The organism is Moraxella atlantae NBRC 14588, from assembly GCF_001591265.1.
GTDB classification, from domain to species: domain Bacteria; phylum Pseudomonadota; class Gammaproteobacteria; order Pseudomonadales; family Moraxellaceae; genus Faucicola; species Faucicola atlantae.
Genome location: NZ_BCUL01000002.1, coordinates 184,916 through 205,425, shown reverse-complemented (window position 1 = coordinate 205,425; position 20,510 = coordinate 184,916). Strand labels below are relative to the sequence as shown.

At 44.0% G+C, this 20,510-nt stretch carries 16 protein-coding genes, 1 pseudogene and 1 CRISPR repeat array; of the genes and pseudogenes, 8 read left to right on the top strand and 9 right to left on the bottom strand.

Translation table 11 applies throughout. The annotated features are described in order from the left end of the window. Positions 1–148 precede the first annotated feature (148 nt). Positions 149–596: direct repeats of the CRISPR family, unit length 28 nt; unit sequence TTTCTAAGCCGCCTATGCGGCGGTAAAG. Positions 597–759: 163 nt separating this feature from the next. The 7 genes and pseudogenes from cas6f to cas1f all read right to left on the bottom strand — a co-directional run bounded on the left by cas6f (position 760) and on the right by cas1f (position 9,044). Further along, positions 760–1,362 (bottom strand): type I-F CRISPR-associated endoribonuclease Cas6/Csy4, encoded by a 603-nt coding sequence (cas6f, locus tag MA2_RS02305; RefSeq protein ID WP_067055888.1) that lies wholly within the window; start codon positions 1,360–1,362, stop codon positions 760–762. Next, positions 1,362–2,378, bottom strand: a pseudogene (csy3, locus tag MA2_RS02300) (type I-F CRISPR-associated protein Csy3). The gene cas6f and the pseudogene csy3 overlap by 1 nt, the downstream one beginning before the upstream one ends. Positions 2,379–2,413: 35 nt before the next feature. After that, positions 2,414–2,788, bottom strand: coding sequence for a type I-F CRISPR-associated protein Csy2 (locus MA2_RS11395; RefSeq protein WP_245945326.1), 375 nt, complete (start codon positions 2,786–2,788; stop codon positions 2,414–2,416). Beyond that, positions 2,742–3,425 (bottom strand): type I-F CRISPR-associated protein Csy2, encoded by a 684-nt coding sequence (csy2, locus tag MA2_RS02290; protein WP_067055882.1) that lies wholly within the window; start codon positions 3,423–3,425, stop codon positions 2,742–2,744. Before csy2 ends, MA2_RS11395 begins: the two co-directional genes overlap by 47 nt. Before the next feature lie 2 nt (positions 3,426–3,427). After that, entirely contained in the window at positions 3,428–4,654 is a 1,227-nt protein-coding gene (locus tag MA2_RS02285) for a type I-F CRISPR-associated protein Csy1 (RefSeq protein WP_067055879.1), read from the bottom strand. Continuing rightward, the gene (cas3f, locus tag MA2_RS02280) at positions 4,651–8,025 is read right to left on the bottom strand and encodes a type I-F CRISPR-associated helicase Cas3f (protein ID WP_067055876.1); all 3,375 of its coding nucleotides are present in this window, start codon (positions 8,023–8,025) and stop codon (positions 4,651–4,653) included. Before cas3f ends, MA2_RS02285 begins: the two co-directional genes overlap by 4 nt. 35 nt (positions 8,026–8,060) lie before the next feature. Next, positions 8,061–9,044, bottom strand: a complete 984-nt coding sequence (cas1f, locus tag MA2_RS02275) for a type I-F CRISPR-associated endonuclease Cas1f (RefSeq protein ID WP_067055873.1) — start codon at positions 9,042–9,044, stop codon at positions 8,061–8,063. A gap of 517 nt (positions 9,045–9,561) precedes the next feature. On the opposite strand from cas1f, the gene MA2_RS02270 reads away from it, so the two are divergent. From MA2_RS02270 to MA2_RS02260, 3 genes are all read left to right on the top strand, one after another. Beyond that, positions 9,562–10,206: a hypothetical protein gene (locus MA2_RS02270; protein WP_245945327.1), complete on the top strand. Its 645-nt coding sequence runs from the start codon at positions 9,562–9,564 to the stop codon at positions 10,204–10,206. A 182-nt stretch (positions 10,207–10,388) separates the two neighbouring features. Further along, on the top strand, positions 10,389–11,948 hold the full coding sequence (locus MA2_RS02265) for a Dyp-type peroxidase (RefSeq protein ID WP_079352059.1): 1,560 nt from the start codon (positions 10,389–10,391) through the stop codon (positions 11,946–11,948). A gap of 95 nt (positions 11,949–12,043) precedes the next feature. Continuing rightward, a complete protein-coding gene (locus MA2_RS02260) occupies positions 12,044–13,282 on the top strand; it encodes a catalase family protein (RefSeq protein ID WP_245945328.1) in 1,239 nt (412 codons plus the stop codon). A 76-nt stretch (positions 13,283–13,358) separates the two neighbouring features. Here MA2_RS02260 and MA2_RS02255 read toward each other — a convergent pair whose 3' ends face one another. Both MA2_RS02255 and MA2_RS02250 read right to left on the bottom strand, forming a co-directional pair. Beyond that, positions 13,359–14,009: a hypothetical protein gene (locus MA2_RS02255; protein WP_067055870.1), complete on the bottom strand. Its 651-nt coding sequence runs from the start codon at positions 14,007–14,009 to the stop codon at positions 13,359–13,361. Between the two features lie 99 nt (positions 14,010–14,108). After that, on the bottom strand, positions 14,109–14,723 hold the full coding sequence (locus MA2_RS02250; protein WP_067055867.1) for a hypothetical protein: 615 nt from the start codon (positions 14,721–14,723) through the stop codon (positions 14,109–14,111). A 243-nt stretch (positions 14,724–14,966) separates the two neighbouring features. Here MA2_RS02250 and ilvD point away from each other — a divergent pair, with 243 nt between their 5' ends. The 5 genes from ilvD (at position 14,967) to dnaB (ending at position 20,473) form a co-directional block, all read left to right on the top strand. Next, a complete protein-coding gene (gene ilvD / locus MA2_RS02245; RefSeq protein ID WP_067055865.1) occupies positions 14,967–16,865 on the top strand; it encodes a dihydroxy-acid dehydratase in 1,899 nt (632 codons plus the stop codon). Between the two features lie 582 nt (positions 16,866–17,447). Next, positions 17,448–17,894 (top strand): 30S ribosomal protein S6, encoded by a 447-nt coding sequence (rpsF, locus tag MA2_RS02240; protein ID WP_067055862.1) that lies wholly within the window; start codon positions 17,448–17,450, stop codon positions 17,892–17,894. A 22-nt stretch (positions 17,895–17,916) separates the two neighbouring features. Further along, positions 17,917–18,144, top strand: a complete 228-nt coding sequence (gene rpsR / locus MA2_RS02235; protein ID WP_067055859.1) for a 30S ribosomal protein S18 — start codon at positions 17,917–17,919, stop codon at positions 18,142–18,144. A gap of 23 nt (positions 18,145–18,167) precedes the next feature. Further along, positions 18,168–18,632, top strand: coding sequence for a 50S ribosomal protein L9 (rplI, locus tag MA2_RS02230; protein WP_067055856.1), 465 nt, complete (start codon positions 18,168–18,170; stop codon positions 18,630–18,632). 416 nt (positions 18,633–19,048) lie between these two features. Continuing rightward, a complete protein-coding gene (gene dnaB, locus MA2_RS02225; protein ID WP_067055852.1) occupies positions 19,049–20,473 on the top strand; it encodes a replicative DNA helicase in 1,425 nt (474 codons plus the stop codon). Positions 20,474–20,510 lie beyond the last annotated feature (37 nt).

The following is a 20,510-nucleotide window of genomic DNA, read 5'->3' as shown; positions in this document are numbered from 1 at the left end:
GTGATTTTCCAGTTTTTGGAGAAGTTACAATTTTGCCTAATTGCTTGCCTTACTCGATGTTTGATCGTGCGGTTGTGATATTCAATGCCAATGGTAAAAACCTAGCAACCACTTAAATAAAGCACTTAAAGCCAGCAATAAGGTACTATTTCTAAGCCGCCTACGTGGCGGTGAATTATGGTATAGAACGTTATTTAGCTACTCAAATTTTCTAAGCCGCCTATGCGGCGGTAAAGCATAATGTCTGCGTTATGTTCATTTTGGCGGTTTTCTAAGCCGCCTATGCGGCGGTAAAGTGCGCGACAAACTCAAGACCACCACAGCAAAATTTCTAAGCCGCCTATGCGGCGGTAAAGCGATGTTAGCCGCCTTTATCATTGGTGAGATTTTTCTAAGCCGCCTATGCGGCGGTAAAGGGGTGTAACATTGCCCTTATCCCATATTAGTATTTCTAAGCCGCCTATGCGGCGGTAAAGCGTGCGCGTGGGTGCGATGGCATGATAGACCTTTTCTAAGCCGCCTATGCGGCGGTAAAGTACCAAAATCTGAGTGTATGGCATATGCAACTTTTCTAAGCCGCCTATGCGGCGGTAAAGTAGAATTATAACGCAAAAAAGCCAGTCATAACAAGGCTTACCAAGTAAAAAACCCTTTTTTACCCTACCGATTCCACCCTGCCATAAATTATTGAAATTTAAACATTTTTTTATAGAGTAAAAAATAAGGGTTATTCACCCTTATTTTTGCTTGCTTTGTTGATTACCAATGCGGAACAGTCACGTTATTGGACTGATTATTGATTCCATACGTATTAAATCCCCCTGTTTTGGGGTGTTGAGTTGCCTCCTGCCAAATCGATAATTTAAAATCAGAGTGATTGGTTTCACTTTTTAAGGTAATAAACGGATAGCGTTTGATAGGGCGTTTATGCGTTCGGCAATGCGCTAACGCCGCTTTTTGGCTAATACCTTTAAATTGGGCAAATGCTGTCACTTTTTTGTCAAAATCCTTATAACGATAACGTCTGACCACGACATTGCCAGTCGCTTTATCACCCACTTCTTTGATGGACGACAAATGCACATAATCGACCAGCCGCGCCAACCACACAGGCAACGCCAGTTTTTCCAGCGCATCGGCGGTATGGGCAAAAATGCGTAATTTATTGCCAAGCGTGGCGAAGGTTTTGCCGTCTTTTTCTTCATATTTGTAGTTGGGAAAGCTGATCCCGATACCGTCTATACCGTGCTGGTTTTTGACATCGGCCAGTGCAATATGCAGCTGGGTGTAGACTTTGCTCCACAAAAAATAAGGTGAAATTTCTTCATTGGGCAACAAGGTGATTTCTTGATAATATTTCATCAGTCATTCCCACCAAATACACCACCTCGAATTAAATTAGCAACCACAAAATGCTTTTCTTCATCAGGCATTTCTTCATTGTTAATGAATTTAACCATCAAAGAATACAAGTCTTTTTTGCTAGTGCGATAGGCCTGCCCTTGTGTTGGGACTGAGCCATAGGGTTCTATCGCAATCGCAGGTTTAATCCCACTTTCTAGCTCACTGTCGTACCATGTATCAATCGTGCGTATCGCATTACCGATTTTTTCTGAGTGTAGCCCTGCACATAAGCCTGTTGGGGTTTTGATTTCGTACAAAAACTTTGACTTATTATCTTTATCCTTATCTCGCATTTCTTGCGAAGGAAAAATCCGCTGACCTGCCCCAACTTTGGCAAAGCCTTCGACTTTCAACAACAAATATTTGCCTGTGGTGAAACTGTCTGCGATATGGCTTGCCAGTTCATTGATTTTAGCGTTGTCTTGGTCAAAATTTTGTAATGAGATATTGTCATCACTGTTAAATTGCCAAGTTTTTTCAGGATTTTCGCTATCGGTGATTTTGACCAAAATTTGCTCCGCACCGACACGATTACGCCATAAAAAACGGGCGTTGGCAAGGTTTTGGGTGTAGCGTTTGGCAAGTGGTAACAAGCCAATTGTTTCCTGATAATCGTTGTAGGCTTGTTGCAATTTTTCCATAAATTATGGGCGATTATTGGCGGTTGCCTTATCAATATTCCCTAAAAATTTTACCGTAAACGTGACCTTTAGCGTGTCTAATTCATGTGGAATACTGGCATCATCGCCCCACACGATATTGGGTTGGATTTTTTCGTCATCAGCGACACCATACTGACTTTTGGTCGCACGGTTACGCTTATCATGTAATTCAATATTTTGCCATGCGTGTTTGTCGTTAATATTTTCCCATAGACCGGCTTGCATCAAGCCGTCTGACGGTTCAATCTTACGGCTGAAGGCAAGTACGCTTGGTACAGGGGCTTCGGTTTTGACTTTGGGTGATTTTGCCATGTTACTACTCCTTGTGATTAAAACGTGGTTTAAAGTTAAATTTCATCGAAAACATCACCAAAATACTCGTCTATCTCTGACGTTGAATTTTGATTGATTGGGGTTTGATTGGATAAAGTTGTTGAAAGGTTATCTTGTTTGGATAACTGTCGGCACAGATACCAGTTGTCTTCAATCTGATATTGCCAAATTACATCAGAAATATCGGCAATGCGGTGCAAGCTACGCCACTCGCCAAGTCCATGCACTGCCTCGACGAAACGAAACGGATAACGGGTATCACGCAAATTTTCGACTGTATTTGGGTCATATAGTGGGCTGATTGCCTTGTAACCTATCATCAATGGGACTATCCAACCTTTTTTATTCGGTGGCACATAGCGTTCCCAAGTCGCTTTTCGATTGTCCATTGTCATCGGTGCTTGGTTTGGCAAATTCTTTAAAGGCAAAAAAATCTGTCCAAATGTCTAAAACTGATTTTTCTGTTGCAGATTGCTGGTTGTCTTGATAATGCTGTTTCAATAACGCTGTTGCATCTAGCAACACAAAGCAGGGCAATAACTTAGATTTTAAAGCTCGAATATCATCGCTTATAATCTCAATCGACTTAAATGACTTAATGCTACCGCCTGCCAATCTTGCTTGATATACCCAATCTTTTAATGTGTTGGTATAGCTTGCTATGGTATCAGCATTGGTAGAAAGCGGCTGACGACAACGCAGTAACACGGACACCGTCATGTCCATTTTGCCTTCTTCAATGATGGGTGCAGGGCTCTTGGCATCGCTACTTTTGCCTTTGAGTGTCGAAGGTGGATTGCGACTTTGAATGAAACGGGTATAAAAATCCTTGTATGTGCCAAGCTGATAATCATGACAAAACACGGCACAACCCTCAAACTCAATGCCAAATTTTTCGCTAAATTGACGGGATAATAAATGTTCAAAGCCTAAAAAAGCCGTTATTGCAGGAAAGCCATAAGTAAACCCTGCAATACAGTTGGCATTTTCTACTTTTATTCGCTCCAAAATAATATATTCTGTCATTTTTATTCCGCCTTTAGAGTTTGATAAAATTCTTGCATCATCGGTGATATGATTTTTAGCCACAAACTTTCTAGTGACTTCGTGCGGATTTCATCATTAATACCTAGACTTATCCATTTAGCAATCTCAAGTTTGAATTCATCAAAAAAAGCGGTGATTTCTGGTTGAGAAAATTGCTGAGTATGCAGAATTTTTGGGTCAAGTAAAAGTCGTAAATACATCGGCATTGAGAGATTTTCTGTCCAACCGCTTGGCTGGCTATGGCGTATCAGCATAATTTCATCAAAAATCTTATACACGATATCCTCAATCAATTCTTTCAACAATAATTTGCGTTCATGATTGATAAAAAGTTTGTTTTCTTTAAACACTTTAATTAAATATTCAACTTGCGAAAACAATCTGCCTGAATAGCCAAGTTGTAATAGTTGTTTTATACTGGTCGGTGGGTTTGGATTGGTTTCCCATTTAGGGGGTAAAGCAGAAAATAATAATAAAGAGCCTCTTCTATCTATATTTAATATTGAAACATTGCTCGCTGCTTTAATTATATCTACAATTTTATTACCACCCGTTACTCTTAATCTAGCTGTATTGGGATACCTTATATAAGGTACTTCACTCCACTCATTTTTATCTCTAGCCTGTTCTATCAACTTATTTAAATCATTTCTTTTTTCAATTTCTTTAAAAATTTCATGAGCTAATGTACTAGATAGCATAGGGGAAACTAAATGATAGTTACCATCTCCAATATAAATATAGACTTGTTTAGCTAGAGTATGCGAAATTGGAATATGCTGATAAGCTATTTTTACTTGGTCACTCCATACCTTTCTTAATTTTTCATCATTCGTTATTAATGAAAAGAAATCAGGATTCTCTGCTAAGAGTGTTCCTAATTTTTTATTAGAATTTTTTACAGATAACGTTAAAAACTTGGATAGGGTTTGAAATTTTGCGTCTTTATAAGACGCATCTAAATATTCAGAATTAACATTTTTAGTCGTAATCAAATAAGGGTAGTTATCGCTATTAACGCTATCAAGAATACTAATTGCTTTTGAACTTGAATGAGTTAATCTAGCAACATGACTAACCTCGGGAATAACTTTACTTGTATTTTCAAGTTGAGAATTAAACCAAGAAATCATTTCAGATTTTTCAATTTTCCTATCTAAAAAAAATGCCAACATGACAGAATGAACATCATTAACATCTATTGTCATCGAATACTCCAGTTTTCTTTAATTTCTGAAAAAACACCCAAAAACGGATGATAATAAAATTGCGTGTCGGATTTATGATAATAAGGCACATTGACCTCACCATATATATATGGCACTTTATACAGTTCGATATTAAGCCTTTCGGCTATCATTTGGTAGCGATTTAACGCATTGTTATCAAACCATTCAAAGCTATTTTTTCCCAAGATGATATCAGCACTAGGGCGAATAAAATTGCTTTCTAACAGCTTTGGTTCACGATAATTGCTGTCGTCTCGAATTTTCCACACCAATTTATCCTGCGAGTTTGGGGCAAGAATCAATGTCATGTCAGGTGAGGATAACCGAAATGGCTGTTGGCGTTGCAGTTCTCCCGCCCAAGTAATGGGGCTGTTCCACCACAATTTGGCATTGTTAATCTCGCTGCCAAGCCCCATCAGGCGATACCAATAGCTACTTTGCTCCAAATTAACCAAATTGGTGTACGGGGGTAGCGTTGGTTTAATCAATTGAATACTGGGAATAGCACTAATATGCTGATATTGCTTTAAATCTAATACATTTGAAACAGCCTTATCATCTTTAAGATGATATTTTTCAGTTTCAAATCCTGGCTTTTCATAGACAGTTTTCAAACCTTTTAATGTTTTAAAATTTTTATCCAATATAAATAAATTTTCAGTCGTGATAGGCTGTTTACGGTGGCGTTGTAATCGACCTGCTAGCTGAATCAAAGACCGCATGGAACTTGGCTCGGCAATCGCCCAATCATAATCGTGGTCACGACCCACTTCACATACCGATGTCGCCAATACCACAAAAATATGATGTTTGGCAGATGGATTTTTATCGATAGCACAGCGCACTTCAGGCTGCTGCCAAATACTTTCGGCTTGTTTGCGATTTAGCAATCTATCTAATCGCTCTTCTATGGCTGAACGAGCGGCTAAGGTAAACTGGCTATGATAGACACAATAGTGAATACAGTAGTCATCAGGATTATCTTTGGCAATCAGCTGCTCTGCCACAGCCACCAATGGATTGATATTGGCGAATCGTACCACACCTAGCGAAATACAATGCTTGCCATCGGTTTGATAATGTGATTGATGAGCTTCAAACAGCGTTTGATAAATGGTATAGCTTAAACTATCTAAGGCGGTATTGAGCGGCACAATCGCCACAACTTTGGCTTTGCGTAATATTGTTTCGTCTTGGCTTAATTTCTCGATACGTTTATCAACAAATTGCTTATGGGCTTTGGTAAACGCATTTTTTTCGGCTAAAACAATATCTTGTGACTTCGCCGAAAATTCATCAAACCATGCACAGGTAATGGGTGTGGGTATTTTTTGCCCAAGCATGATGCGTTGATAAATTTGCCGTCCTGCCGTATACGCCTCAAATAATGCCTCTGCCATGGCAGGGGGGATGGTGGCACTTGATAGCAAGACTTTTGATCCTAGCAGACCTGCCCAATTCACCAAACGTGCTAACGCAGGCAAATCATTTAACCCAAACTCATCGGGTTCATCGAGTACCAAATCACCGCTTAACAAACGTAACATCGGTGCAATTTGGCGACCGCCCCGTACACCTTCGGTGGCAGGCATCAGATAGTCAATGGTACTCACCAAAATTGGGGCATATAACAGTTTTTGGTATTTGGGTTCTTTTTCAAACCATTTTTTTAGCAAACTTTCTTTTGGAATTTCAATATCGTCATCAAACTCAATATTAAAGTCGTCGTCCATTACTAAGCTTTCGCTCCCACGCAAGGCAAGAGCGGTGCGTTCTAAGTCTTCTAAAAGTTGCTGTTGGTCTTGTAGCAGTTTGCTGTCAGCGTATTCAATATTATTAGTATTGAGTAGTTTTAAAATTGCCTTTGAACCGATTAATGTCGCAATATCATCGGACTCTAAATGCAGATTTTTTTGTAAGGCTTGCCCTGTCTGGGTTGTCAGTGTGCGTAATCCAAGTGCCACACTAAAGCGACAGCCGATGTCAGTATTGGCTAAAGCATACATAATACGGGCATTAGCAAAAGTCTTGCCTTTACCTGTCGATGCCATATTGATGCCAAAAAATCCGTTATCGTTGCTTGTTTGGTTAATTTTTTGGCACAGTAGCACAGCTCTGTTTTGCCATTGGCTCAAATCAGAGTTAGCATTATCCAGTCCCCTTTCTAATATTCGGTTATACTCAAGTTTAGGAAGTTCATCCAAAAACTTGGGTAACGAATGGCTAAAATGGTAGGCATGGTGTCCCACCATGATATTATGTTCATCAAGTTTTTGTTTTAATTGATAGTCGTTATCGGTATTGGCATAAGCTTGGTAGGTTTTATCCTGAAAGTAAGTATGAGCTTCTTGACTAGAATAATAATGGTCAGCTTTCATCAGCATTAAACGGGCTAAATGTTGGGTCAGAATATCGTCTTGCCACACGAAGCCTTTTAACGATACCAATGATTTTTTGGCTATTTGGGCAATTTCTTTGGCTTTTTTCTGCCACGTTTGGCTTTGAAAAGGCAAACCGTCAGGAAACTGCCAATTGATTGCCATTTGTTCATCTGTCCATTCTGACTTGATAAAGTTGGGCGAATTCCATTTGATATCGCAGTCATCTATCCATGCCGAAATAGCGGTGAGGTTAGGCTGTTGCTTGATAAAATAGGGATAAACCAATAGCCGATGATGCGACACAATCAGCCAAGCAACTAACTTGGTAAAATCATCAAGACCATTAAAGGCTATTGGCGTGTTATTATTTAGATTGTTGCGAAAAGCAATATCGGCTGTTCGATCAAGGATTTGACTAATATCAATTTGACTAGGATTGGATAATAAGTCAAGCCATGCCTCTAAAGGTTTTTCAAAGACAAATGCCTTAAATAGTTTGAGAGATACCCATTCGTGACGATAAGGTTCATAATTTTTACTGTCTTTGGGTTTTTGTGGGCGTAATTTGGCTTGGAATAAAGCATTGGCTTTGCCAAAATCATGGAACAACCCTGCAATCGCAGAAGCAATTGCGACTAATTCAAGGTTTTGCCAACCTTTATTATCTTGCCATTGGCTAACGTCTTTTTGAGTTCGATTCACCGCCACCATACCTTGTTCATCAAATTTTTTTCGATTACCCACCACCCAAACCAATTCCGTCCGTTGCCGTGACCGCACGCGATGGCAACTGACGGCTGTGGATTTGGTGGCAGATTGGCGTAATAATTTTTTGACCGTGTCTAAGCCGTCTTCGGTAATTGCGGTTTGCCAAACGTTATCGCCGATGCGATTGGCAAAAGCGTCCAAGATACGGCGGGTGCGATTTAACGCCTTTTTTTCACATTGACAGATAAACGTGACTAGCATAAGACAAATTTTCCATTCAATTGAATTTTATAAGCTTATAACTTTTCCCAATCCTTCTGTAATGCCAAGTGCTTTACCGTATCAAACATGACATCCAATGCATTGTAAGTGGTAAAATAGTTCAAACATTCTTGGCGAAATTCCTGCTCACTGGCATTGTCCTTAGCACAGATAAACGCCAGCGGCAAAACAATGGCATCTTTGACGATATCGGCAATATCAAACACCAACGCCCCACGCCGTGTTTTGCCGTGCATGACCGCGAAGCCATGCGGAATGCCAAGTACCCAAGCGGTTGTCGCCCCTAACCCATACGCCAAATAATTGCCATGGTTTAAAAAGCTATTGGCTTTATCAATCCCTTCATGTTCACGGCTAAAACCTACGTTATCGGTATTGATGGACGCCAGTTTATACAATTCTTTGGTCATACGTGCCTCGAGCTGTAACAGGTGCATGACTTCAGTTTGCTTTGGGATATCAGTGGTATAGCGTTCGATTAAATTAGCCACCAAATTGTCTTTGCTGTCAAACCCTGTTTGTTTAAAGTCTTTGTCTCGACTCCAGATATTTTGTAAAAATGCAACTCGCGCCAGTTGGATCCGTTTGGCAGCTTGCAAACGTTTGGCATCATCCCACCACCACGACAGCCAGCCTTGCACGTACGCAGTCGGTCGATATTCAGATTGTGGTGTCAGCCATTCGATTTCAGTTGCCATAAACAAGGGTGTACCACCACCGCCACAAAAACCGACCAATACCCCTGCCTGCGACAGCATCCGCATGGCAGCTTGGGTAATCGATGTTCCCGTACCCAGCAGGATACAGGTCGTATTGGCAATCGGGATGTTGTAGTATAGGTTTTCTTTTTCAGCTTCGGTCAGGTACAAAATTCTGCCATCTTTTTGCATGACCCTACAGTACTGTAGATAGTAGATATTGGCACGTTTGGAGTGCAAAATAGTCTTTAAATCAGACGCATGAAAGCTGTTGTCGGTGTAAGGATTGTTTTTTGGCATGATAAAAACGATATAGTTAAATTTGTTTTTAGTCTGTCAAATAATATATATATTGACAAGTACTGCTATCCACCAAAGCGACACCACTTGACGCTTAAAAATAAATATCATTGCCCGTATGGCATCCATAAGAGATCAAAAATACACAACTACTCGTTTTTTTATGGTCAAATTTAAGTAGCTAATTTTTATCATTGGCTTAAGCTTAATTTAAGATATAACAAAAATCGGCTATTTTTCAAATATTTAGGGCTAAATTCTCAACTTAAGTATAAACAAAAATTTACTTTTTTTGATAAATCGATAAGTTTTACAAAACCATTAAATTTGCTTACTCAATACCACAATATAGGCAAGGGTTATACTTGCTTTCATATCATACAAAGGCATAAACTAGATTTTAGCCAAGCAAATCGCTTGCTATAAGCATTATTTTGTTAAATTAAAGATAAAAAATATTTAATAACATATGCTTATTGGCGTTATTAATTTTCCACTAACCATAAGGGCAAATCACATGACAGATACAGCAAACCGTCCAACTGACAACCAAACACAAGACCAAGCGCAAAACCACAGCAGTGATAAATCAAATGATTCATTGGCCAGCAAATTCAAATACAAACTTGAAGACCTAGACTTGGTGCGTCAATTGATGGTCGCACAGGTCAAAGAAGGCGGCTCAGACGGCTATGACCACAGCATGACCTCAGCAGGTAAAAAAGGCTTGCGCTCAGGTAAAGTGTCAGAATTGACCGTTATCGGCAAACTCAAAGAAGGCGGTGCCGAGCGTTTGCGCCGTATTTTGGAGATCACCAAAGGCGATTTGGCAGGGGCAACGGTCGTTGGTACGCTGCACGATATGCGCTTTGTGTTGATCGACAACGACACGCGCTTGTTGTTCTGCACCGCGTACGACGGCGATTGGGATGCATACATCAATGACTTTGCAACCAAAATCCCCGATATGATGGATATCATTTTTGATGTGGTCGAAGGCTGGCCAGGCATCCGCAGCCCAGAAGTCAAGCAATTTATCCTTGACCACCAATACACCGCGCTGGGTTGGTTTGTCGGCGTACCGCATTTGACCGTGCGCGATATTCGCCGTAATGACAAAATTGTGCAAGGTATCAACAAAGCCCTCGATGAAGCACAATAAATAATAGGTGAAGCAGAATTGCAACCACTTATATTTGGCAAAATCTATTTTATTATAATGCCAAAACCTTAACGTGGTTTACATAAAAATTGCAAGCGATGGGCAAGGTGCATCTGTACTCGCCCATCGTTTATGCTTAATCGATAAGATTTTAACTTGTATAAAATATAAGGATCGCCTCAATGAGCACCCAAAACGATAACGATTCAGCCAACCATCAAGCGTCTGACCAGCCAATTTCTAGCCACCAAGAGCACGGCGGTGTTATTGATAAAATCAAAGAAGGCATTGATGAAGCAAAAGAAAGCCTACGCAGCAAACTAAGCGACACCATCAATGAGCTTGGCAAAGCCAAAACTGTGGCGCAAAGCACCCTTGTGGGTATGGAATTAGACGATATCCAAGCGATTATCCTACGTGACCGCCCCATCCCCTACTACGGCACCGTGGTTGCCATCAAGGTGCATCATGCTGCCAAAGGTCGTGAACTGATCGCCAAATTATTGCCACATGTCAGCAGCAGCCAAGAATTTGATGAACGCATGGCATCTAATTTAACCATTGTCATGACCTATGAAGGCTTAAAACAGCTTGGCGTACCACAAGACTCACTTGATAGCTTCCCCGAAAACTTTAAACAAGGCATGGCAGCACGTGCCAAACAGCTACATGATGTGGGTCAAAACGCGCCTGAAAACTGGCAAAAACCATTTGGCACAGGTCAAATCCACGTTTGCGCGGCAGTGATTGCCGATAGCAAAGCAAATTGGCAAAAAAAATTACAAGAGCTCAAATCGATGCTTGATGATTATGTCAATCGTGATCAGCCTGATCAAGGCGCGATTGAGATTTTACTTGAGCATGAATTTGGCGTGGATGAAGCGGTCAAAAACGTGTTTGGCTTCCGTGATGGTATCGGCAACCCCAATGTTGCAGGCAGTGGTGTCAAAAAAACCAACGATACCGATTTGCCGATTGCCTCAGGTGAGTTTGTCATGGGCTATAAAGGCGAAGCAGGTGTGATTCCGCCGATGCCCCAACCAGAAGTTTTGGGCAAAAATGGCTCATTTATGGTACTGCGTAAATACCACAGCCACGTTGCCGACTTCAACAAATATTGCCTTGAGCAAACCGACAGCCCCGAAGAAGCCGACAAACTGGCAGCAAAAATATTTGGGCGTTGGCGCTCGGGTGCATCAATCAGCATAGCGCGTGACCATGACGACAAAGCGTTGGGCGCAGATGAAGACCGCAACAATGACTTTGACTATAGTGATGACGATTATGGCAAAGGCTGCCCCTTTGGCGCGCATGCTCGCCGTATGAACCCACGCAAAACCAAAGACTTTATCCTAGCGGATGTGCGCTTGCACCGTATCATTCGCCGCAGTGTGTCGTATGGCGACATCGTACCGCCCCATATCACTGAGGATGACGGCAAAGACCGCGGCTTGTTCTTTATTGGTATCAACGCGCACGCCATGGATACGCTTGAGTTTTTACAAGGTCAATGGGTGAATGACGGCAACTTCATGAACATTGGTGAAGAGCGCGATCCGCTGATTGGCGTGCACAACGGTGACAAAAACGATGAAGGCGATACCTTCACCGAACCTGCTGATCCTATCCGTAAACGTCACACGGGTATTTTCCAATTTAATACCGTCCAAGGCGGTGAATATCTGTTTGTGCCTAGCTTATCAGCACTTAAATGGATTAGCGAATTGTCCACCCAAGCTTAAGTAAAACACGCTACAATCGGGCATGCACAAGCGTTATTTGCATGCCTTTGACCAGATTGTTTTTCAGCATTTTTTAGCAATATCAAGGATATCACATGTTACCTAAACCTTCTCACTTACCTGTACCTGCGCCGTTGCGCCGCCTGCCGTTACCATTTGTCGGTAAAAAAGTGCAATACGTCAAATATGATCCCAACATCGACATGCTCACACCTGAAGATGAAAAAACCATGGATCGTATCGTGGCAAGTATCGAAGACTTTGTCCGCGAAAGCCCAAAAATTAATGACATTGACTACCATGTGCGTGACGCACACGCCAAAGGCTACTGCGCGCTCAAAGCCGAATTCACCATTTTGCCTAACCTACCCGAAGAATACGCACAAGGCGTGTATGCCATGCCCGGCAAGCATGAAGCCGTGATTCGCTATTCAAACGGTCTGTCACGTGTCGATGTTGATCGCAACCTAGGTTTGGCATTGGGCCTTGCCATCAAGGTGTTTGATATTCCTGGTAAAAAACTTGCGCCAGGCGAAGAAGACAGCCCGAACATGGATTTTAATTTAATCAACCACCCTGTGTTTTTTTGCAACCGCATTGAAGACTACGAGTATATCTCAGCAATTTTCCGCAATATCACCGAATACATGAAACACGGCGAACTGATTGGTAAAGCGCGCGTGTCTGCGGTGTGGGCAACCCGTGGTGGTCACAAACTACCCACCAAGCAATCACTAAAAACCTTAAAAGCGTTTAATGGCTTTACCAGCATCAAGCCACAAAACGCCCTATTGTATAGCTATTTTTCGATGGGTGCGGTGCGTCATGGCGACTATATGGCAAAAATCCGTGTCAAACCCACCAAAGCCTCTGTACGTAAGATTTTAGAACGTAAAATCAACCGTGACTTGCACGATGAAGCGATTCGCTTGTCGATTTTGGATGAAATTCGCAAGCACGATTTTGAATATGACGTACAAATTCAGCTATGTCGCAACCTTGATGATCAACCCATCAATGAAATCACTGATGAGTGGAAAGAAAAAGACGCGCCGTTTGTCACCGTGGCAAAACTGCGTATTCCACAACAAAAAGTCCCTGATGATGGCAACTTTGACATCATGGAAAATTTGTCGTTCACACCGTTTCGCTGCCCAGAGCAAAACCGTCCCATCGGTAACTTGCAGCATTCACGCCTACGTGCCTATGAAGCCGCGTCAAAACTGCGCCACAAGCTCAACGGCGTCAAACGCGAAGAGCCACGTAATTTGGCAGAACTGTTTGATGACAAAACGCACGACAATAAGCGCAAACGCTTGTTTGGTTTGTTCTAATTCGACACCTGCCGACCATCACAGCAAGATAAAAAAAGCGACTGATTGGTTCAGTCGCTTTTTTATGGGCAGTCAATTAGCCGCGGTTTTTGGTTTGGCTAGCTGGCACACCGATAGGCGGTGTTAGCTCGACACGCTCAGCAGGTATCGTCGCAGGAATTTTAGCAGGTACGGCAACGGGAGGTGGTGCAAGCTGACCAAGTTCGCTGGCAGAATTGTTAAAACGCGCTTGTAAATAGCGATTGGTAACCAGCAGTTTTTGCGCGTTTTGCTCATACATGGCGTCTAGCATATCATCAAACTGACTATTGACCGTATCTAAATAATCGCTGAGCAAATCATGCGCGGTTTTGCCTGTTGTACCCACCGCCATTTGGTCGGCACGGGCGTTGTCTAGGCGTTGATAGTCGGCAATCGCTTCGGGCAGATGCACATCCAAGATTTTTTTGACCAAAAACTGATTTTCATCGGCGACTTGTTGGTTATTGATGGGATTTTTGCCTTGATAGTCCAGCAGTTTTTCTGCCTTTTGGCTGATCAGATTGAGTTTGTCGGTCAAATCTTTGGGCAAGTTGCGGCTGGTGACTTGAGTCAGCTGTGGCATGCCCTTGAACGCAAGCGCGCGCCCGCGGGTCGCCAACTGATACACCCGATAACCTACAAATCCGAATGCCACGACTGGCAAACTGTATAACAGCCCAACCAATACCAAATAAAAATAATTCATAATCTTATCCTTACGTTTGTTATATTTTATGTTCTAGCCTAATTTGACCGTCAGCTATGGGCTTGTTTGGTCAGTCTAGCAAGTCAAACTTATGGTCAGTCAAATTTTTAAGATATCTGGCGTACGCGCTTGTACATAGCGATAGTCTGTGGCAAGTTGAGCCACGGTATTGGCGTGGCGTTCAGCTAGTAGCGTGTCAAGCTGGTGCTCGGTTTGTTGCAAAATTTTGATCAGCATATCATCGGCTGATAAATTATCGGCGGTGGTTGCGCGCAGATGCTCGGGGGTATAGCGCGCCAGTTGCAAATAACGCTGTAAGGCGTTGGGCAAGGTATCTTGTAGCAGGCGATTGAGAACAAATTGCGCCTCGCTTAGCGATCTTGTGGCTTGGTCGTTGGGCGCAGTGTTACACCAGTCGTGGTAGCGTTGCAGCTTGTCATTGATGTGCCAAAGCAGCTGTTGGGCTGTCGGGGATAATGCCGCCATGTCATCACGGCTTAGCTGTACAGCAGGCATGCTATTGCCGTGAATATTAGCATTGACTGGCTGATAGGTCAGTACCAAACCGTGGCGTGGGTCGTGGTGGTAGTCAATTTGCGGTTTGCCAACCTCTAGACCAACCATGACATGAAATTTAAACCACAAACGGCTTAGCATAGGCTTGATCACCAACCACGCTATCAATAACACACCCACCCAAACCAATACTGTCACGCTTGTCCTCCAAATTTTACGCACTGTTATTATCCAAATATAATGCCATTTTTAAACAAAAACAATGATCTAATGGCTACAATTTGCGTTTTGTATTCCGTTTGGCTAAGTGATTTATTCCGACAGCGACTTGCGCATGGCGTGGCGTTGTTTTACGATGGGTGTTTATGGTGACGTTGTTGGTTTGTGCTGTTTTTCGTGAGCCAAAACGCTGTTTGATTGTTGTTTGATTAAGGATATACCATGCAATATCGCTCCAAAACCTCAACCGCAGGGCGCAACATGGCAGGCGCGCGCGCGTTGTGGCGTGCTACAGGCATGACCGATGCCGATTTTGACAAGCCAATTATCGCGATTGCCAATTCATTTACCCAGTTTGTGCCAGGGCATGTACATTTAAAAGATTTAGGGCAGCTGGTCGCGCGTGAAATTGAAGCGGCAGGCGGTGTTGCCAAAGAATTTAATACGATTGCGATTGATGACGGTATTGCCATGGGGCATTTGGGCATGTTGTATAGCTTGCCCAGCCGCGATTTGATCGCTGATAGCGTAGAATACATGGTCAATGCGCATTGTGCCGATGCATTGGTGTGTATTTCAAACTGCGATAAGATCACCCCTGGTATGCTGATGGCGGCCATGCGTCTCAATATCCCGACTATTTTTGTGTCGGGGGGCCCGATGGAAGCAGGTAAAATTTTGGCAACCACCGATGGCTTGGCGCATAGCCGCAATGACGATGTGGCGCACGATACCAAGCACGCGGTACGCAAATTAGACTTGGTCGATGCCATGGTAGATGCTGCCGATGACCGTATTAGTGATGAAGAGGTTGCGCTCACCGAGCGTTCGGCGTGCCCAACGTGCGGCTCGTGCTCAGGCATGTTCACTGCCAATTCTATGAACTGCTTGACTGAGGCGTTGGGGTTGTCTTTACCCGGTAATGGTTCATTGCTTGCCACCCATGCCAAGCGCAAGGAGCTGTTTTTGCAAGCAGGTCGGCGCATTGTTGAGCTTGCCAAACGCTATTATGAGCAAGACGATGCCAGTGTGTTGCCACGTAGCATTGCCACCAAAGCCGCGTTTGAAAATGCCATGAGCCTTGATATCGCGATGGGCGGCTCAACCAACACCATTTTGCACTTATTAGCCGCAGCGAATGAAGCTGGCGTGGACTTTAAAATGGCGGATATTGACCGCCTCAGCCGTAACGTACCGTGTTTGTGTAAAGTCGCGCCTGCCACTCAGCAATACCACATGGAAGACGTGCACCGTGCAGGCGGTGTGATGGGAATTTTGGCGGAGCTTGACCGCGCAGGGCTGCTTGACACCAGCGTGCCCAACGTACATAGCGCAAGCCTTGCTGAGTCATTGGCGCATTGGGATATCATGAACCCTGACAACACCGAGGCGCGCGCGCGTTATATCGCCGCCCCTGGTGGGGTGCGTACGACCCAAGCCTTTAGCCAAAACAACGAATGGCCAAACCTTGATGTCAATCGTGAGTCAGGCTGTATCCGCAGCCAAGCCCACGCGTATTCACAAGATGGCGGTCTAGCCGTGCTGTTTGGCAACCTTGCCGAACGCGGCTGTGTGGTCAAAACCGCAGGCGTGGATGACAGTATTTTGACATTTACAGGACGCGCGCGCGTGTTTGAAAGTCAAGATGACGCGGTGGCAGCAATTTTAGCGGATCAAATCGTGGCAGGCGATGTAGTAGTCATCCGCTATGAAGGCCCTAAAGGCGGCCCTGGTATGCAAGAGATGCTTTATCCAACCAGCTATTTAAAATCCAAAGGCTTGGGCAAGGCATGTGCGCTTTTGACCGACGGGCGCTTCTCAGGCGGTACCTCAGGTCTATCAATCGGGCATGTCAGCCCCGAAGCAGCCGAAGGCGGCGCGATTGGACTGGTACATGAAGGTGATGCTATCGCTATTGATATCCCCAATCGACGCATTGAGCTGTTGGTCGATGACGCAGAATTGGCAGCACGCCGCGAGGCGATGGATGCATGTGGACACGACGCTTGGCAGCCCAAGCAGCGTGACCGCGTGGTGTCAGCAGCATTGCAAGCGTACGCAGCGATGACAACCAGTGCCGACACGGGAGCAGTGCGTGATGTCAGTCAGTTAAAACGCTGATTTTAGCGTTGACAACCTTCAAAAAGCGATGGTACATGCACTATCGCTTTTTTTATAGTAATCAAGCTTTTTGACTTCCTCCCCTCCCTAAAGTGAGGGGATTCCTTCTGCAAGACGGTGAAGCCCCACCGCAAACCTAAGACAATGGCAACCGCCCGTACGACACACCGTACATCTTAGGTTCTTATTTTAAGCTAATCCTACCGTTAGGATTGTCATAGACACGAATTAGCTTAAGTGTGTGTTTGGAAACGTCTTACCAGTTAAGTTACTGCGTACTCGCAATTTAGTCTTAACTTAACTGTGGAATGTAAGACATTGAATATAGTGAGATGAGTATAGCAAAACTCATCGCATTTAACAATTGCCTTATATCCACCGCCTGAAGTCGCAGGTTTACGGCAACGAATGATAAAACCCAATAAGCACTTGCTTTTAGTGCTTTTTTTGCCTAAAATATTGCACCTTATTGTTTAGGCAGCGTCTTTTATTGCATATGTTATTTAAACGCACGCATAAGCCCTTGCAATCTCCTTGCTGCTGACATGGGGTCAGTGGCTGTTTAATCCGTAAGGAGTTGTCATGCGACATTATGAATTGGTGCTATTGGTGCACCCCGACCAAAGCGATCAAACCGCCGACATGGTCGAGCGTTACATGAACTTAATCAAAGAACAAGGCGGCGCAATCCACCGCTTTGAAGACTGGGGACGCCGTCAGCTTGCCTACCCCATCAACAAGGTGTACAAAGCGCACTATGTGCTATTGAACATCGAATGTAATGGCGATACGCTTGCTGAGCTTGAAGAGCTATTCCGCTACAATGACGCGATTATCCGCAGCTTAGTGATCCGCCGTGATGAAGCCATCACCGAAGAGTCACCGCTAAACAAGAACGCAGAAGAAAAACGCGCACGCCGCAATAACCGCCGCGAAGATGGTCAAGACGATGACAACCGCGACTCACGCCCACGTCGTGATGACAACCGTCAAGACAATGACAGCGACGCGGACAACGCGCAAGAATAAGTCAGATTAAGGAGTAACTCACATGGCACGTTTTTATCGTCGTCGTAAATTTTGCCGTTTCACCGCTGAAGGCGTGAAGCATATCGACTACAAAGATATCGATACGCTTAAACAGTACGTTGGTGAAAGTGGTAAAATCGTACCTAGCCGTATTACAGGTACCTCAAACAAATACCAACGTCAGCTAGCTACCGCGATCAAACAAGCGCGTTACCTGGCGTTGATCCCTTACACCGATAGCCAACAATAACCCGACCCTCTAAGGAGTTTTTGATGCAAGTTATCTTATTGCAACGTATCGCAAACTTAGGTAAGTTGGGTGATACGGTGAACGTTAAAGCTGGTTACGGACGTAACTACCTTGTACCACAAGGTAAAGCGTTGCCTGCAACCGCAGCAAACCTTGAAAAATTTGAAGCACGCCGTGCCGAGCTTGAGCGCGTTGAAGCCGAAGAATTGGCACACGCTAACAGCCGTGCCGAAGCGTTGCAAGACGTGAACGTCATCATCCGTGCCAAATCTGGCGATGAAGGCAAACTGTTTGGTTCAATTGGTACGCGTGATATCGCCGATGCCTTGACCAAATCAGGCTTGCCTGTGGATCGTGCGGAAGTTAAATTGCCTGAAGGCGCGTTGCGTCAAGTGGGTGAATACAACGTTGATATTCAGCTTCACCACGATATTACCGCTAAGATCTTGGTTACTATCTTGGCAGAAGATGCCGTAGCAGAATTGTAATTTTTGAATGATAGTACTGCTTGGCACAACTTGCTAAGTACAAAAAAGACGGTTGATACCGTCTTTTTTTTATCCCAAAATTTTATTTATTGTTTATTTTTTTAATACACTATATCAGTAAAAAATAAAAATATTAAACCACTGAAATGCTTAATTTTTTGGCTTGTCAAGAGATCAAAGGCGTGCGTGTATGCAGATTTTTAAATTGTCCTTTGGCAAAAAATTTGGGTATAGTGGGCATCACCCATTTGTATATCTAGTTGTAGATCTAGGATATCAAAAAATTTTGTCTTTTTATACAATGCGTTAGCGCGTCAACACATTGAACCGAAGCTTTTTAGCGAGTTTTGTTTAATTCAGCCAAAAATGCCCAATATACGGTTTAATCAATCCACCCATAACAGCGAGGTAATAGCATGGCAGAGGAAAATACGCCAAGTGTCAGCAATGCCGCTAGCGCTACCCGTGATATCGCGCAGCACCAACCCCACAGCATTGACCTAGAAAAAACCTTGCTGGCGTCGCTGATGTCGTTAGAAGAAAGCTATGATCGTATTTCGGATATTGTCAGCAAGGATGACTTTTATGCTCAGCGTCATCAGATAATTTTTGAGGCAATCAGCATGCTTGCCAATGGCAATGAACCGTATGACGCGATGATGGTTGCCGACTGGCTAGAAACCCAAAAACGCCTTGAGACGGCAGGCGGCGCCGAGTATTTGAGCGATATTTTGGTGCAAAGCCCTGCCACGCTGTATAACCTGACTGCTTATGCCCAGCGCGTGCGTGAGCTGTCATCGTTGCGTCAGGTGATTCGGGCGGGCAACAAAATGTTAGAGTTGGCGTTTGACCCCAAAGATCAAAGCGTGAGCGATATTTTGGACAAGGTTGAAAGCGAGATTTTTGCCATCAACGAGCAGCACAGCCGCCGCGCCAACCACAAAGGCCCGACACGAGTGGCAGACGTCATGGCAAACGTGTTGGATAATATCCAACTGCTCAGCAAAAATCCCGATGGCATGATTGGTTTACAAACGCCATTTGTTGAGCTCAACAACAAGACCCAAGGTATGCAGGCAGGCGATTTGATCATCGTCGCTGCGCGTCCATCCATGGGTAAAACCACCTTTGCCATGAACTTGGTCGAAAGTGTGCTACTTAATACCGACTTGCCTGCGGTGGTGTTTTCTATGGAAATGCCTGCCGAATCCATTGTCACGCGGCTGCTGTCGTCATTTGGTGCGATTAACCAAACCAATTTGCGTTCAGGGCGGCTAAGCGAGGATGAATGGGGCAAATTGTCGCTTGCCATCGCGCATTTGCACAACAAAAAGTTGTATATTGATGACAGCACTGCCCTACCGCCATCGGAGGTGCGTTCGCGTTGTCGGCGTATTGCCAAGGACAATGGCGGCAAATTGGGTTTGGTGATGGTTGATTATCTACAGCTGATGAAAGTGCCTGGTTTGGGCGATAACCGCGTGGGTGAGATTTCTGAAATTTCGCGCAGCCTCAAGGCGTTGGCGCGTGAAATGAACTGCCCTGTGGTCGCACTGTCACAGCTGAACCGTAGCCTAGAAACTCGCCCCAATAAACGCCCTGTGATGTCAGATTTGCGTGAGTCGGGCGCGATTGAGCAAGACGCCGATTTGATTATGTTTATTTATCGCGATGAGGTATATAATGAAAATACCGACGCCAAAGGCATTGCCGAAATCATCATCGGTAAGCAGCGTAACGGCCCGATTGGTACGGTACGGTTGGCGTTTGAGGGACAATTCACGCGTTTTAGCAACTTGACGGCGGAGTATTATCACGGTGCAGGGTACGATGACGAGTAATGCGCGTTTAACAAAAAACAATTTTGGTATAAAACAT

Excerpts from the sequence above, each read along its gene's own strand:
- cas6f (WP_067055888.1), bottom strand. The coding sequence starts at position 1,362 with ATGAAATATTATCAAGAAATCACCTTGTTGCCCAATGAAGAAATTTCA.
- MA2_RS11395 (WP_245945326.1), bottom strand. The coding sequence starts at position 2,788 with ATGGACAATCGAAAAGCGACTTGGGAACGCTATGTGCCACCGAATAAA.
- csy2 (WP_067055882.1), bottom strand. The coding sequence starts at position 3,425 with ATGACAGAATATATTATTTTGGAGCGAATAAAAGTAGAAAATGCCAAC.
- MA2_RS02285 (WP_067055879.1), bottom strand. The coding sequence starts at position 4,654 with ATGACAATAGATGTTAATGATGTTCATTCTGTCATGTTGGCATTTTTT.
- cas3f (WP_067055876.1), bottom strand. The coding sequence starts at position 8,025 with ATGCTAGTCACGTTTATCTGTCAATGTGAAAAAAAGGCGTTAAATCGC.
- cas1f (WP_067055873.1), bottom strand. The coding sequence starts at position 9,044 with ATGCCAAAAAACAATCCTTACACCGACAACAGCTTTCATGCGTCTGAT.
- MA2_RS02270 (WP_245945327.1), top strand. The coding sequence starts at position 9,562 with ATGACAGATACAGCAAACCGTCCAACTGACAACCAAACACAAGACCAA.
- MA2_RS02265 (WP_079352059.1), top strand. The coding sequence starts at position 10,389 with ATGAGCACCCAAAACGATAACGATTCAGCCAACCATCAAGCGTCTGAC.
- MA2_RS02260 (WP_245945328.1), top strand. The coding sequence starts at position 12,044 with ATGTTACCTAAACCTTCTCACTTACCTGTACCTGCGCCGTTGCGCCGC.
- MA2_RS02255 (WP_067055870.1), bottom strand. The coding sequence starts at position 14,009 with ATGAATTATTTTTATTTGGTATTGGTTGGGCTGTTATACAGTTTGCCA.
- ilvD (WP_067055865.1), top strand. The coding sequence starts at position 14,967 with ATGCAATATCGCTCCAAAACCTCAACCGCAGGGCGCAACATGGCAGGC.
- rpsF (WP_067055862.1), top strand. The coding sequence starts at position 17,448 with ATGCGACATTATGAATTGGTGCTATTGGTGCACCCCGACCAAAGCGAT.
- rpsR (WP_067055859.1), top strand. The coding sequence starts at position 17,917 with ATGGCACGTTTTTATCGTCGTCGTAAATTTTGCCGTTTCACCGCTGAA.
- rplI (WP_067055856.1), top strand. The coding sequence starts at position 18,168 with ATGCAAGTTATCTTATTGCAACGTATCGCAAACTTAGGTAAGTTGGGT.
- dnaB (WP_067055852.1), top strand. The coding sequence starts at position 19,049 with ATGGCAGAGGAAAATACGCCAAGTGTCAGCAATGCCGCTAGCGCTACC.